This is a genomic window from Mycolicibacterium moriokaense, from assembly GCF_010726085.1.
GTDB lineage: Bacteria > Actinomycetota > Actinomycetes > Mycobacteriales > Mycobacteriaceae > Mycobacterium > Mycobacterium moriokaense.
This window is the reverse complement of the sequence record NZ_AP022560.1, coordinates 1,537,808-1,552,519: the sequence shown is the minus strand read 5'-3', so window position 1 is coordinate 1,552,519 and position 14,712 is coordinate 1,537,808. Positions and strand designations below refer to the sequence as shown.

The window sequence follows — 14,712 nt, the reverse complement described above, 5'->3', positions numbered from 1 at the left end:
ATTCGGCTGAAATCCGTCAGAAACCGTAGTCTCGAGCGCCTAAACGTCAGGCCGGTGCGTAGCCCAGCGTGCCCTTGATCTCCAGATACTCGTCGAAGCCGAACTCACTCCATTCGCGACCGTTGCCGCTGCGCTTGTAGCCGCCGAACGGCGTGTTCAGGTCGAACGCGTGGTTGATCGCGACCTGTCCGGCGCGAATCCGGCGTGCCACCGCACGAGCCGCCTCGAGGTCGGCGCCCGAGACGTAGCCCGCCAACCCGTAATCGGTGTCGTTGGCGATCTCGATGGCGTCGTCGATGTCGTCGTAGGTGAGGATGCACAGCACCGGGCCGAAGATCTCCTCACGCGCGATCGTCATGTCGTTGGTGACGTCGGCGAACACCGTCGGCTTGACGTAGTACCCCTTGTCGATCCCGTCGGGCCGGCCGAGACCACCCGCGACCAGCGTCGCGCCCTCGTCGATACCCTTCTGGATCAGGCCCTGGATCTTGTCGAACTGCGCCTTCGACGCGACCGGTCCGATCGCCGTCTTGTCCGAGGGGTCGCCCACCTTGACCTGTTCGGCGGCGGCCTTGGCGGCGGCGATGGCTTCGTCCTTACGCGACTTCGGCACGAGCATGCGCGACGGCGCGTTGCAGCTCTGACCCGAGTTGGGCATCATCGCCAGCACGCCCGCGGTCACGTTCTGCGCGAAGTTCTCGTCGTCGAGCACGATGTTCGGGCTCTTGCCGCCGAGTTCCTGCGTCACGCGCTTGACCGTCGGCGCCGCATTCTTCGCGACTTCGACGCCCGCGCGCGTCGACCCGGTGAAGGACACCATGTCGACGTCGGGGTGGCTCGAGATCGCCGCGCCCACACCGGCGCCGTCACCGAACACCATGTTGTACACGCCCGCGGGCACACCGGCGGCGTCGAGCACCTCGGTGAAGATCTGGCCGGAATACGGCGCGACCTCCGACGGCTTGAGCACCATCGTGCAACCGGTCGCGAGTGCCGGGAACACCTTGCATGCGATCTGGTTGATCGGCCAGTTCCACGGGGTGATGAGGCCGCATACACCGATCGGCTCTTTGAAGATCATCGCTTTACCGCGCGGCACTTCGAACTCGAAGTTCTTCAGCGCGTCGATGGCGCCGTTGAGATGCCCCAAGCCGAGGTAGACCTGCGTGCCCGAACCCAGCGACGGCGGCGCACCCATTTCCTCGGACACCGCTTCGCCGAGGTCCGCCGACCGCTTCTGATACTCGGCCTGGATCGCCTGCAGGAGGTCGAGACGCTCTTCGCGGGTGCTCACCGACCAGGTGGCGAATGCCTTCTTCGCCGCCTTGACCGCCTTGTCGACGTCGGCCGCGGAACCGATCGCGATCTTGCCGGAAACCTGCTCGGTGGTCGGGTTGTCGACGTCCAGGGTCTTGGGCTCGACCGGGTCGACCCACTTGCCGTCGATGTAGAACTTCAGATATTCACGCATGGCTCTAGCTTCTCCTAAATCCTTGGCCTACTGGGTGCCTTCTGCATACCAGGTGCGGAATCGGTCGTATTTGGGCATCTCCTCGGAGTTGGCCTTGGGGTCGATGCACACGTGCACCACACCGACTTTGCCGCTGGCGTAGGCACGCGCGATCGCGGGTGCGATCTCGTCGTCCTTTTCGACGTATTCGCCGTGGCACCCGAACCCCTCGGCGACCTTGTCCAGACGCACGTCCTTGCTCCAATGCACACCGGGCTGCGGCGAGGGTTGTTCGAAGGTGCGCTTGTACACCCCGACCTCCAGACCCCACTGATGATCAACGCCGACCACACACACCAGCGGCACACCCTCGCGGGCGGCGGTCTCCAACTCAGCGATGTGGAACAAAAACGCCGAATCAGAGGTCAGCAGCATCACCGGCCGTTTGCGGCCCTCAGCCACCGACGCCCCGATCGCATACGGCAGCCCGGTACCGAGGTGACCGAAGTTCTGATTCCAGATCACATCACGCGGTTTGGACTGCGAGTAGGTCCACTGAAAGATCACCGTCGCCCCACCGTCGCGCACGAGGATCGCGTCATCGAGTTCGTTGAACGCCTTGGTGGCCTCCACGACATAGCGCGCCGGGTGAATCGGCGACCGCCCCGACGGCGCAGACTCCGCGAGCTGGGCCAGTTCCTCAGCATCAGCCTTGACCAGACGGTCCAGGTTCGGCGACGCCGGACGCGGGGTGTCTTTGAGCGCCTCAACCAACTGCGGCACCACCCCGCGCAGATCGCCGACCAGCGGCACATCGAACTGGCGGTTCACCCCGATCGCGACCGGGTCCTGCTCGACGTAGATCCACTTGCGGGCGGCGTCGCCAGCGGCCCAGTGCTGGGTCTTGCCGTAATGCATCGGCTCACCGAGTTCGGTGCCCAGCGCCACACACAGGTCGGACTCCTCGACGGCCTCATTGGCCGCCGGCGAAAACAGATACGGAAACGTCCGATCCTGCAGTCCCGGAATGTAGGACGTCCCGCCGGAGGTCTGGATCACCGGGCAGTTCATCAACTCCGCGAGCTGCTTGACCTCGTGTTGGGTACGCGAGGTGTGCACACCATGGCCCACCAACAGGATCGGGCTCTTCGCCTCACGGATCAGCTTCGCGGCCGCCGCGACTTCCGGGGCGCCCGCACCCTGATTCACCAGCCGGTACCGGTGCGGCGGCAACGGATCCGCCACGTCGAGTTCTTCGAGGATGACATGCGACGGGAACTCGACATAGCTCGGTCCGGGCGTACCGGACATGGCGCGACGGATGGCTTCGCGGATGATCTCGTCAGTCTGATCGGCGTACTCGATCGAACTGCTGAACTTCACCGACGCCTCGAAAAGCGGTTCCTGCTGGACGAATTGGATGCGGCCGCGCCGTACCCGGCGCTCGGTGACGCGGGCCCGCTGCCCGCCGAGGAAGATCACCGGGGAGTTCTCCACCAGCGCGCACTGGATCGCCCCGGCGATGTTGGCCATCCCCGGGCCCAGCGTGCCGATACACAGCCCCGGCTTACCCGTCATCCGCGACGCCGCCTCGGCCATGAACCCCGCACTGAGCTCATGATGCGGCGCCACCACCGACCAACCCCGCGCGTCAGCCTCAGCGAACATATGCACGAAATTCGGATCCGGAATACCGAAAATCGTGTTGATCCCCTCGGCCTCGAACAGATCCAAGATCCGCTTGTAAACAGGTACACCCATGCGAAACTCCCTCTTATCTATAACGTTTGGCTAGCTCTCGGCGGTGTGCTGCAGGCGATCCGAACAGCGAACGGTTGAGTGCGGCGCGTTTGAGGTAAACGTGGATGCCGCTCTCCCACGTGTATCCGATGCCGCCGTGCAACTGCATGGCCTTACCCGCGATGTCGACGGCGGCGCCGCAGGCATGTGACTTCGCCATCGCGGCGGCCACCTTGGCGTCTTGGTTCTCGGCGATGGCTTGTACCGCGGCGGTGACGAGTTGGCGCGAGACGGTGATGCTGACCAGCATGTCGGCACAGGCGTGCTTGACGGCCTGGAACGATCCGATGGGCCTGCCGAACTGGTGGCGCACCTTTGCGTAGCCGACGGTCGCCGCCAACATCGCCTCCGAGACCCCGAGGCTGTCGCAGGCTACGGCGACGGCGGCCCGGTCGCGAAGGCCTTGGATCGCGGTCGACGGGTCGCCGTCGAATAGCAGCGTTTCGCCGCCGGTCGGTGTGACGGCAGCGAGCCTGCGGGTCTCGTCCACCACCGGCGTGGGCGTCGCGGTGTGCGTCCCAACGGTGACGCCGTTTTCGGCGACCACCAGCACTTGGTCGGCGCCGTCGGCGTCGGGCACGAAATCCGTGCCGTCGAGTGCGACGGCGGTGCGCACGCCACCGGAGGCAATGTCGGTCAGCAGTTGATCGCGAACATCGCTGGGCTGCAATGCGTTCAGTGTTCCGACCGCCAGCACGGCGCTGCCCAGATAGCTGGTGGCGCTGGCCGCCCGGCCGATCTCCTCGCAGATGACCGCGGTCTCGGCGAACGTGGCGCCTGCCCCGCCGAACTGTTCGGGGATCTCGAGACCGACCCACCCGGCGTCGACGAGCGCCGGCCACTCGACCGTGCGGTCCTTGGCGAGCAGATCGCCCGCGACGGAGCGCAACTCGGCATGGAACTCAGCGAATTCGGACATCAGGCGGCGCTCGGTTCCCGCGGCAGACCCAGACCGCGCTCGCCGATGATCGTGCGTTGAATCTCGCTGGCACCACCGGGAATGGTCCACTCCCACGATCCGATGAAGTCGAGCATCCAGGCGCCCGACTCCCAGCCGCTGGACATCGGTTTGGCCAACTCGGTGTGTACTGGCAGCCCGCCGATCTCCACGGCGAAATCGGTCATCTTCTGCAGCAGTTCGCTGTAGACGAGCTTGACCACCGATGCGTCGGCGGGCCCCGACGTCCCGCTTTCGTGGTCCTCCACCACTTTTCGGCACAGCCCGCGTAGTCCGGTGAGCTCCGTTTCGAACTGCGCAAGCCGGTCGGCGACGATCGGGTCGTCGACGTCGGCTGCTTCCACCAGCCAACGGAATCCGGCGTTGCCGAGTCGTTCAGCGAGTTCCAGCATCGTCATTCCACGTTCCGCACCGAGCGTAGCCTGGGCGACCTGCCACCCGGCGTTCTCGGCGCCGACGAGGTTGGACTCGGGGATGACGACGTCGTTGAGGAAGATCTCGCAAAAGTGTGAATCGCCGATGGCGTTGCGAATCGGCCGCACCTCGATGCCGGGTGTCTTCATGTCGAGCAGAAAGTACGAAATCCCCTTGCGTTTGGGCGCTTCAGGGTCGGTGCGTGCGAGCAGCAGGCACCAGTCGGCGTGCTTACCGCCGCTGGCCCACAGCTTCTGGCCGTTGACGACGAAGGTGTCGCCGTTGCGACGGGCCGATGTGCGCAGCGATGCCAGGTCGGAGCCGGCCTCCGGTTCGGAGAAACCCTGCACCCAGATCTCGCCGTCCAGGATCGCCGGCAGGTGGCGGCGGCGTTGTTCGTCGGTGCCCGCCACGAGCAGGGTCGATGCGGCGTGGTGGATGCCGACGAACGCGAGTACGAGTCGCGGCGCGTCGTGGGCGGCCAATTCCTGGTAGAGCACGACCTGTTCGGCGGTGCCGAGCCCGCCGCCCCATTCCTTCGGCCAGTGCGGGACAGCGAAACCGGCGCTGTGCAACGTCGCGAACCAGTCTTTCTGGAAGGCCACGAACTCTTCGTTGGTGGCGCCGGTCTGCGCTGCCCGCCAGTCGCGAGGGATGTGTTCGGCGCACCATGCGCGGACGTGTTGACGGAACGCGTCGAGGTCGTCGGTCATGCCACTTTCGCCTTCAGCATGTCCATCACCTGCGCGACCGCGACGCCGTCGTCGAACGACGGGGTGATCCGGTCGCCGGTCCGTAGTGCGTCGGCGACCCGGCCTAGGAACGCGGACAGCGCGGGTGGCGGGGATCGCCGTGGTGGCGGGGCGAATTGGAATGTCTCGTTTTCCTGGCCGTGAACGACGAGTGTCGTGTCGGCGGTCAGCTCGATGGTGCCGTCGCTGCCCAGCAGCGTGGCGCGCGGGGCGATCGGCACCGCGGCGGCGAACCCGGTGTCGTGGGTTGCTGTGCAGCCGTTGTCCATGGCAAACCATGCTGAGTACGCGTCTTCGGCGGTCGCCTCGGGCGGTGACCCGTCGATGCGCACGACTCCCCCGCAGTCGATGATCTCGCCGCCGAACAGCCACCGCGTGTAGTCGATCAGGTGTGAGCCGTAGGCGCCGATCCATCCGCCGCCGAGGTCGCGGTCGTTTATCCACCCGTACTTGCGGCCGCGCAGTCCGCTGCCGAAGAACGTCCAACTGAGGTGCTTTGGCGTGCCGATCGCGCCGCCGTCGGCGAGTTCCTTGAGCTTCGTCCACGCCTCGTTGAAGCGGAACTCGAAGTTCAGGAAGTGTGGAACTCCGACATGGTTGGCGGCGTCGCGCATGGCCTCCGCCTCGTCGGCGTTGCGGCCGAAGGGCTTGTCGCACAACACCGCATGCCCGTGTCCGAGTGCCGCCATGACGTGGTCGTAGTGCATGAACGGCGGCGAATGCACAGAGACCAGGTCGACGTCTGATGCGATCGCGCGCTGCACCTCGGCCGCGTCGCGTGGGCTGACCACCTCGACCTCGAAACCCAGGGACTCGTACACGGGAGCAGCGGCGTGCTTTCCGAATCCCGTCCCGATGACAGCTACCTTCACGAGAACAGTCCCGTCAGCCCGGTGCTGCCGACCCTGCGGGTGAGCTCGTCGCGGGTGGCCGACAGGCCCAGCGGCAGTCGGCGCAGCGGTTGGCTGTAGCGCGACAGCCACGACAGCGTCGTCTCGTCGCAGAACCCGACCGCACCGTGCAGCTGATGGCACACCCGGAACACGACCTCCGCGGCCTCGATGGCCGACATCCGCAGAGCCAGCGCGTCATTCAGCGCATCCGGCGAATCCGTCGCGATGCTCCAGAGTGCGTATTTCGCGAGGATGTCGAGGCCGCTGCGTTCGACTTCGGCGTCGGTGAGCTGAAACTGCACGCCTTGGAACGACGACAGTGTTTGACCGAACTGCTTGCGCAGGCTCACATGCGCGACGGTGAGTTCGATGGCGCGGTCCAGCATGCCGAGCAGCGTCCAACATGGCAGCACCAATCCCAGCGCGACATCGGCTGTCCCCTCCTCGTCGACCGCGGCAAGTTGCAGTTCGGCGACGAACGCGGGGCCCGTCGCACCCTTACCCGTCACGTTGCTGCGTTGGCCGTCTAGCGTCACAGCCGCCCACCGAGATTCGAGCCCGCCGATCGCAGCCGACGGCCGCGCGCCACCGATGACGACCAGACCGTCGACGTCGAGATCCGTTGGAGCGGCGAGGCGTTCGGCCACCGGGTACGGGACGGCCCAGTAGCCCGCGCTGCGACACAACGCTGCGGAGGCCTCCAACCCGTCGGCGTCGGTGCGCGGGTCGAGTTCCCATGCGCCGAGTCCGGCGAGGACCGGACCCGCAAGCGACTCGCGGGCATCGGGTTTGGCCTCTGCTTGCTGAACCAGTTGATCGCCACCCGCCGACTCGAATGCGCGCAGCGCCTCGCGGCCGTACTCCTTGGCGTCGTCGCTGAGATCGAGGATCATTTCGTCGCCCCTGCCAGCATGGTTCGCGACAACAGGATCCGTTGCATCTCAATGCTTCCAGACGAAACGGTCGACGCCTGCGAGTACTTCCAGTGGTCGTCGACCTCACCGAGGAACCACTTCGCGCGTGGGTCGTCGTGGGATACCTCGGCCGCGATGTCCATCAGGACCTCGGCGCTGTCCTGGTCGAGCTTGGTGACCGCGATCCGGTACGCCGCGGCGTCGCCGGGCTGAATCCGTCCGCTGCTCTGCAATTCGACGATGCGGTACGCGAGCAGTCGGGCGCGACGGCAGTGCGTCAACATCCGCACCCACCGGCCCCGCAGTTCGGCGGGCAGGTCGTCCCAGCGGTCGCCGAGCACGGTGGGCGCCGCCGCGAGCAGCCGCTCACTTCGCGCGTAACGAGCGATTCCCACGCGTTCGAACGACATCACGTCCTGCACGATCGACCAGCCGGCGTCGACGGTGCCGAGCACGTCAGCCTCGGTGACCCGGAGATCGTCGAAGAACACCTCATTGAGGTGATGCGGCCCCATCATGCACCGGATCGGCCGCACCTGGATCGCCGGATCGTCCATGGGAACCAGGAAGATCGTCAGACCCTGTTGTTTCTTTTCACCTTTGGACGTCCGCGCGAGCAGGAAGCACCACTGCGCCATGGTCGCGTAGGACGTCCAGATCTTCTGGCCGCTCACGAGCCAGCCGTCGCCGTCCCGCCGCGCTGTCGTCCGCAGCGAGGCGAGATCGGACCCCGATTCGGGTTCGGAGAACCCCTGACACCAGATCACTTCGCCGCGGGCGATCGGCGGCAGGTGTTTACGCTGCTGCTCCTCGGTGCCGTGGCGCATGATGATCGGGCCGACCCAGTTGACGCCCATGTACTGGGCACCGCGCGGTTCGTGGTGCGCCCACATCTCCTCGCGCACCACAGTCTGTTCCCACACCGACGCGCCGCCCCCGCCGAACTCCTCCGGCCAGGCCAGGCACAGCAGGTTTCGTTCGGCGAGCAGGCGGCAGAACGCCTGAGCGGTTTCGAGGTCGGCCGGATCGTCGGTGAATGCGCCGAGGAAGTGCTCGGGCACATGGCTTTTCACCAGTTCGCGCAATTCGCTGCGCAGTTCGGTGGCCCGCTGTCCCATTTCGAAATCCATGACCTACCCCGCCTCCGCTGCGCCGAAACTACGGTTGTTGACGGATTCCGACCGATTTCTGTCAGAAAGCGTCGTCTCGGCGCCGTCAAGCCCTAGCTCGGCCAGGATCTCGACGGTGTGCTCGCCGAGCAGCGGCGCCGGCCCGGCCACCCGTCCCGGCGTGTGCGAGAACCACGTCGGCACACCGGGAAACTTGACGGGTCCTTGGGGCGTGTCAACGGTCTCGAACAGGCCGGCCGCGTTCAGCTGCGGAGAATCGAACAGCGAATCGAGGGTGTTGATCGGGGTGGCCGGAATTTCCAATTCGGCGAACAACGCGAGCCATTCGGCGGTGGTTCGCTCCAGCATGGTCTGCGCCAGCAACCCGTATACGCGGTCAATCTGCTTGGCGCGCTGCGCAAGCGTCGCGAACTCGTCGCAGTTCCACGCCGGCTGCACCGAGGCGATGAACGCGTTCCAGTGCTTGTCGTTGTAGATCAGCGCGGCGACGTAGCCGTCTTTCGTCTTGTACGGGCGGCGGTTCGGTGCGACGGTACGCGGATAGATCGCCGGGCCGAGCGGGGGGTCGAACATGGCGCCGTTGGCATGTTCGACCAGCATGAAGGATGCCATGGTCTCGAACATGCTGACCTCGACTTCCTGTCCTTCCCCGGTACGCTCACGATGGAACAGCGCCATCATGATCGCGTAGAGCGCCGTCAGCCCGGTGACCTTGTCCGCCATGATCGTCGCCACGTAGGTGGCGTCACCGGTCAGCTCTTTCTGGACCGCGGGCAGTCCGCACTCAGCTTGAATTGTGTCGTCGTAGGCCGGACGCTCGGCGTCCGGACCACGCCTGCTGTAGCCATAGCAGTTGGCGTAGATGATCTTCGGGTTGATGGCCGCGACCGAGTCGTAGTCGAATCCGAGCTTGGCGATCGCCTTCGCCCGCATGGAATGAATGAAGACGTCGGCCGTCTCGATGAGCGCGCGAAGCGTCGCGGTCCCCTCCTCGGTTCTCAGATCGAGGACAACGCTGCGCTTGCCGCGATTGACGTTGATGAAGACGCCGTTCATTCCGGGCGCGGGTCCTTCAGCGACGTAGCGGACGATATCGCCCTCGGGCGGTTCGATCTTCACGACGTCGGCGCCCATGTCCGCCATGATCTGCGTGCAATACGGACCCATCACGACAGCGGTGAGGTCGACAACGCGCACACCGGTAAGCGGTCCGCTAGGCATTCTGCGCCCCTTCTAACGCCCGTCCGAAGCTGTATCTGATGTGATCGTTGTGCCCGTCGGGGACGACGGGGAAGACCAACGGTTTCGTATCGTCGCGGATCGCGCCGATGTGTTCGCCGACGTCGGCGATCGACCATGATGGCCGATAGACGCCCGGCGTCTCGGCGACGATGGCGGTGGCCACCCTGCCCGCGAGTGCGATCAACGTTTCGCCTGTGATGGAACAGGATTCGTGGGCCAGCCAGCCCACCGCGGGTGCGACCAGCTCGGGTCCCATCGGCGGGTAGGCCGACGTGTCGATGCCCTCGGCCATCCGGGTCACGGCGGCGGGAACGATCACGTTGCTCTTCACACCCTCAGCGGCACCTTCCATCGCTGCGACGTTGGACAGCCCGATCACGCCTGCCTTGGCGACGGCGTAGTTGGCCACCCCGTGGTTGCCGTACAGCCCGCCGATCGACGACGTCAACACGATGCGGCCGTATCCCGCGTCGCACATCACCGGAAACGCCGGCCGCACCACGTGAAAGGCACCGCGCAGATGGACGTCGAGCACCGCGTCGAAATCCTCGTACGTCATCTCCTTCAGTGGCGCCCGACGCACGATGCCCGCGTTATGGATGAGGATGTCGATGCGCCCGTAGTTGTCGAGCGCGGTGTCGATGATCGCCTTACCTCCGGCGGGCGTGGCCACCGAGTCGGTGTTGGCGACGGCTTCCCTACCGACAGCGGCGATTTCACGCACGACGTCGTGCGCGGGCGACGCGTCGGCACCCTCGCCGGTGAGCGTCCCACCGGCATCGTTGACGACGACCTTCGCGCCCTGCTCCGCCAGCAGCAGCGCGTACGCGCGCCCCAGTCCCCTGCCTGCGCCGGTGATGACGGCCACCCGGCCGTCGAACCTCAGATCAGCCATGCGCCGACTGCACGCTTGTTGTACGTAAATCGCGAGCGGAGGTGCAAATAAGCGTGCACTCGGCGACACGCGCTGGGGTCATGTGCGCAACTCCAGACCCTCCAGGTCACCCTTGGCACGCCACTCGGCGATCAACTCGTCGAAGGCGTAGAAGCCGGGCGAATAGAAGTCGCCGAGGAAGGAGCCGTTGCCCACATTGCCTCCGCGCCCTTCGTTGTTGTAATAGCCTGGTGTGCAGGATAATTCGAACGCCGAGTTGTCGATAGAGAGTTCGCGGACCGTGTTCACCCAGGCGTCCTGCGCCTGCTGGCTGGGCTCGACCGTCGTGGCACCCCGGTTCTGGGCCTCGGCGATGATGTAGGCGATGTGCTGGGCCTGCTGCTCGAACATGGCCGTGGTGTTGGCGGACACGCCGCCCTGGATGAAGCCCATGAAGAACTGGTTCGGGAAACCGCGACTCGTCATCCCGTGCAGGGTCTTGTAACTGTCCTTCCAATAGTCGAAGAGCGAGAGTCCGTCGCGGCCGATGATCCGGTCGATCGCGTACCGGCGGCTGATCTCGGTGGAGATCTCGAAGCCGGACGCGAAGATCACGCAGTCGACCTCGTATTCGGTGCCGTTGGCGACAATCCCCTTCTCGGTCAGCCGTTCCACACCCTTGGATTCGGACACGTCGACGAGTGTCACGTTCGGGCGGTTGAAGGTGGCGAGGTAGTGCTCACTCGAGCACGGGCGCTTGCACATGAACCGGTAATACGGCTTGAGCGCTTCCGCGGTGTCTGGGTCTTCGACGATCTCGGCGACGCGGCGGCGCAGCCGCTCCATGATCTTGTAGTCTTCCTCCTCCCGGAACGCCATGATCTGCTCGACGGTCACCGCCGTCGGGTCCTCGCTGGCGGCGATGCGGGCCGTCAGATTGCGTCCGAGCTCAGTCCAGAAGTCGCACACCAGATCCGGCTCACCGAACACCACGCCGACGAACGGCGACCAGTTGTGGAAGTTGCGTTTGCGCTCCTCCTGCCAGCCCGGCTGCAACGATGCGGCCCACTTGGGGTCAGTGGGCGGATTGCTGCGCGCATCGACTGACGACGGCGTGCGCTGGAACACGTAGAGATGCTGCGAATCGCGACCGAGATGCGGCACCAACTGAACGCCGGTGGCGCCGGTGCCCACCAGCGCGACACGCTTGTCCGCCAGCTTGTGCAGGTTGCCGTCCGCACTGCCGCCGGTGAACTCGTAATCCCAACGGGCGGAGTGGAACACGTGGCCCTTGTAATCCCTGATACCCGGGATGCCGGGCAGCTTGGGGCGGTTGTACGAGCCCTGCGCCATGACGACGAACCGGGCACGGATGTTGTCGCCGCGGTCGGTGCTGATCTGCCAGCGCTCCGTCGCGTCGTCCCAACGCAGTTCGCGCACCTGGGTGGAGAACAGCGCGCCGTCGTACAGGCCGAAGTGCTTGCCGATGTTGCGGCAGTGCTGGAAGATCTCGGCGCCATCGGCGAACTTCTTGGACGGCATGAAGTCGAGCTCTTCGAGCAGGGGGATGTAGCAGTAAGCGTCGTTGTCGCACTGGATTCCGGGGAAGCGGTTCCAGTACCAGACCCCGCCGAAGTCGCCCGCCATCTCGATGACGCGAATACCGTCGACGCCGGCCTTCTTGAGATACGCGCCGGCCAGCAGTCCGGCGAAGCCGCCCCCGAGGATAACGACGTCGGCGTCTTCGACGATCGGGTCGCGTTCGGTCTTCGGCGTGTACGGATCGACCTCGTAGAACTCGGCGAACTCGCCTTCGAGTTCCAGATACTGCGACGCCCCTTCGGGTCGTAGTCGCTTGGCCCGCTCGGCGGCGTACTTCTCCCGTAGCGCGTCGATTTCGATATCAGTGGGTACGTCCGTCGGTCCACAGGTCGTCATGTGTCTCCTTTACTGGCGATTTCGGCGTGTTGGGTCTCGCTGAGCGAGACTGAGCACGCCGAAATCACAAATCTTGAGGCTCGCCGGTGCCCATGTACCTGGACAGCTGGTAGTGCAGGTTCACCGTGCTGCGCTCGCGGTACGGGTTGGGCTTGGTGCCGGGGAAGCCGGCAGACTTCATACCCTGCTGCACCGCCGCCATGTTCGAGAAGTCCTGCGGCAGGACCGAGAGCCAGTTCGGCGAGTCCTTCGGGGTGTACTGCCATTCCGTTTGCGGTTCTTCGCCTTTGGGATAGAGCTCGAAGACCGCGACCTCGAAGATGCACTTGTTGGGGTCGTAGCTCGGATCGGGTCGCGCGGAATAGCACAGCGCGCTCGTCAGGCCCTGGCCCACTTGGAAGTTCGGGAAGATCTGCCAGGCGGTGCCGCTCTGACCGAGGATGTCGGGCGGAATCGTCGGCCAGATCACCCCGCGCGCTTCGTCATCGCGGCGTGCCGACGCCAGCCAGTGCTGCAACACCTGGTCGGCGGGCGTGCCCTCGGGCAGTTCGTCGACCAGCCGTTTGGCGGCGTTCACCAGCGTCTCGGTGGTCGTCGCGTTCGTCTCTTCCATGGTGAAGACCTGCATCTCGGCCGTCGAGATGCGCGGGTCACCGGTACCGAGGCGGATCTTGGACTTGGTCTCGTCCAAACCCTTCGGGGCGTCGTAGCCGATGTTGCTGTGCTTACCCTGCGCCTTGGCCCACCCCCTGAACTCCCCGAACTTGTTGAACTCGGGGTGGGTGGTGAACACGTGGTAGGTCTCGTTGAAGGCCTCCATCGCGACCTTCCAGTTGCAGTCGAAGTACAGCCATTTGCGCCACTTGTAGCGCATGTTCTCCAGCCCGAAAGGTTCCAGGATCTTCGACGCCGGGAACAGGTAGTCGGCCAGCGGTTCGGCCGTCGGATCCATGTTGATGAACAGCCACCCACCCCAGGTGTCGACCTGGACGGGAACGAGGTGGGTGTTGTCGGGCGTCAGCGCACCCTTCCAGTCGTCCTGTTCGCGGATGTGGGTGCAGGCACCGTCCAAACCGTATGTCCAGCCGTGGAATCCGCAGACGAACGACTTGCGCGCACGGCCGATCGCGTTCTTGGCGCCCTCGGGTGTGTCGACCAGTTTGCGGCCGCGATGCATGCACACGTTGTAGTGGGCCTTGAACTCATCCGGCCCCGTCCGCACCACGATGATCGAGTCGTCGAGGATGTCGTAGGTCAGATAGCTGCCGATCTCGGGGAGCTCCTCGACGCGGCCGACCTGCTGCCAGACCCTGCGCCACAACCGATCCCGCTCGTTGCGGGCGTACTCCTCGGAGATGTAGGCCTCGACCGGGATGGTCATCGGCGACGAGAGATCCTCGGCGACCTGTCCTGTCGAATCGTCCGGATCGCCGTCGACCTCGATGGCGGTGTCGAGGCCGGATTCGGTGTGCGTCACTGGATCCTCCTAATTTCAGCTCGGAAGGACTCGTCGGCAAGGAAGAGCGAGGTGTTGTCGGCGCCGAGGTGCGTCCATTTCAGGTTGAGACCGCCGTCGACGAGCAGGGTCTGACCGGTGATGTAGCTCGACATATCCGACAGCAGGAACAGGATCGCGCTCGCCTGTTCCTCCGGTGTGCCGCGACGGCCCATGGCGATGGCCGTGCGGTCGCGTTCGGGGTCGTCATCGACATAGGTGCGCGACGCCGCCGTCGCCGTCACGCCGGGTGCGATGGCGTTGACCCGAATGTTGTTCAGCGCGAGTTCGGCGGCCATGGTCCGGGTCATCGCCACGATCGCGGCCTTCGCTGTCCCGTAGGCGATATGGAACGGGGCGGTGTTCATCCCGCTGATCGAGGACACTGAGACGATCGACCCCGGGTTGCCCTGTTCGCGGATCTCCGCCGCCACGGCCTGACTCATGAAGAACGCGGTTTCCAGATTCGCCGCGAGCAGCGCCCGCCAGTCCTCACGCGTCACCCGCGTCGCGGGCATCCATGTGGACGGCGCCGCCCCGCCCGCGATGTTCACCAACCCGTACAGCGCGCCGTCGGTACGCCGCACCTGGTCCATGACGGTGGCGATGCCGTCGTCGGTGGACGCGTCGGCGGACACCGGCACCACCGACAGGCCCTCTTTGGCCAGCGGTGCGACGTGTTCGTCGAGGTTCTCCTTGGACCGGCTGACCGCGACGACGGTGGCGCCTGCCTCCGCGGCCATCCGCGTGATCGTGGTGCCGATCCCGCCGCCGCCGGCGCCCGACACCACGACGATGCGGCCGTGCAGCCCAAGAAGGTCGCTCATGTCATTTGTCCGGACAACATATGGT

General features: G+C 65.4%; 12 protein-coding genes. All 12 read right to left on the bottom strand.

Features of this window, described 5'->3' with window-relative positions:
• Positions 1-46: 46 nt before the first annotated feature.
• Positions 47-1,471 carry an aldehyde dehydrogenase family protein gene (locus G6N43_RS07610; RefSeq protein ID WP_083149092.1) on the bottom strand — a complete coding sequence of 475 codons (1,425 nt, stop codon included), beginning with the start codon at positions 1,469-1,471 and terminating at the stop codon, positions 47-49.
• 27 nt (positions 1,472-1,498) lie between these two features.
• On the bottom strand, positions 1,499-3,211 hold the full coding sequence (locus tag G6N43_RS07605; RefSeq protein WP_083149093.1) for a thiamine pyrophosphate-binding protein: 1,713 nt from the start codon (positions 3,209-3,211) through the stop codon (positions 1,499-1,501).
• Positions 3,212-3,224: 13 nt separating this feature from the next.
• The gene (locus G6N43_RS07600; protein WP_083149094.1) at positions 3,225-4,169 is read right to left on the bottom strand and encodes an acyl-CoA dehydrogenase family protein; all 945 of its coding nucleotides are present in this window, start codon (positions 4,167-4,169) and stop codon (positions 3,225-3,227) included.
• Entirely contained in the window at positions 4,169-5,335 is a 1,167-nt protein-coding gene (locus G6N43_RS07595; RefSeq protein ID WP_083149095.1) for an acyl-CoA dehydrogenase family protein, read from the bottom strand. The genes G6N43_RS07600 and G6N43_RS07595 overlap by 1 nt, the downstream gene beginning before the upstream one ends.
• A complete protein-coding gene (locus G6N43_RS07590; protein WP_083149096.1) occupies positions 5,332-6,246 on the bottom strand; it encodes a Gfo/Idh/MocA family protein in 915 nt (304 codons plus the stop codon). Before G6N43_RS07590 ends, G6N43_RS07595 begins: the two co-directional genes overlap by 4 nt.
• A complete protein-coding gene (locus G6N43_RS07585) occupies positions 6,243-7,160 on the bottom strand; it encodes an acyl-CoA dehydrogenase family protein (protein ID WP_083149097.1) in 918 nt (305 codons plus the stop codon). The genes G6N43_RS07590 and G6N43_RS07585 overlap by 4 nt, the downstream gene beginning before the upstream one ends.
• Positions 7,157-8,311, bottom strand: a complete 1,155-nt coding sequence (locus G6N43_RS07580; protein WP_083149098.1) for an acyl-CoA dehydrogenase family protein — start codon at positions 8,309-8,311, stop codon at positions 7,157-7,159. The genes G6N43_RS07585 and G6N43_RS07580 overlap by 4 nt, the downstream gene beginning before the upstream one ends.
• Before the next feature lie 3 nt (positions 8,312-8,314).
• The gene (locus G6N43_RS07575; protein WP_083149099.1) at positions 8,315-9,532 is read right to left on the bottom strand and encodes a CaiB/BaiF CoA transferase family protein; all 1,218 of its coding nucleotides are present in this window, start codon (positions 9,530-9,532) and stop codon (positions 8,315-8,317) included.
• The gene (locus G6N43_RS07570; RefSeq protein WP_083149100.1) at positions 9,525-10,448 is read right to left on the bottom strand and encodes an SDR family NAD(P)-dependent oxidoreductase; all 924 of its coding nucleotides are present in this window, start codon (positions 10,446-10,448) and stop codon (positions 9,525-9,527) included. The genes G6N43_RS07575 and G6N43_RS07570 overlap by 8 nt, the downstream gene beginning before the upstream one ends.
• Positions 10,449-10,526: 78 nt before the next feature.
• Positions 10,527-12,365 (bottom strand): flavin-containing monooxygenase, encoded by a 1,839-nt coding sequence (locus tag G6N43_RS07565; RefSeq protein ID WP_083149101.1) that lies wholly within the window; start codon positions 12,363-12,365, stop codon positions 10,527-10,529.
• A 64-nt stretch (positions 12,366-12,429) separates the two neighbouring features.
• Positions 12,430-13,842 carry an aromatic ring-hydroxylating oxygenase subunit alpha gene (locus G6N43_RS07560; protein ID WP_083149102.1) on the bottom strand — a complete coding sequence of 471 codons (1,413 nt, stop codon included), beginning with the start codon at positions 13,840-13,842 and terminating at the stop codon, positions 12,430-12,432.
• A complete protein-coding gene (locus G6N43_RS07555; protein ID WP_083149103.1) occupies positions 13,839-14,687 on the bottom strand; it encodes an SDR family NAD(P)-dependent oxidoreductase in 849 nt (282 codons plus the stop codon). Before G6N43_RS07555 ends, G6N43_RS07560 begins: the two co-directional genes overlap by 4 nt.
• Positions 14,688-14,712 lie beyond the last annotated feature (25 nt).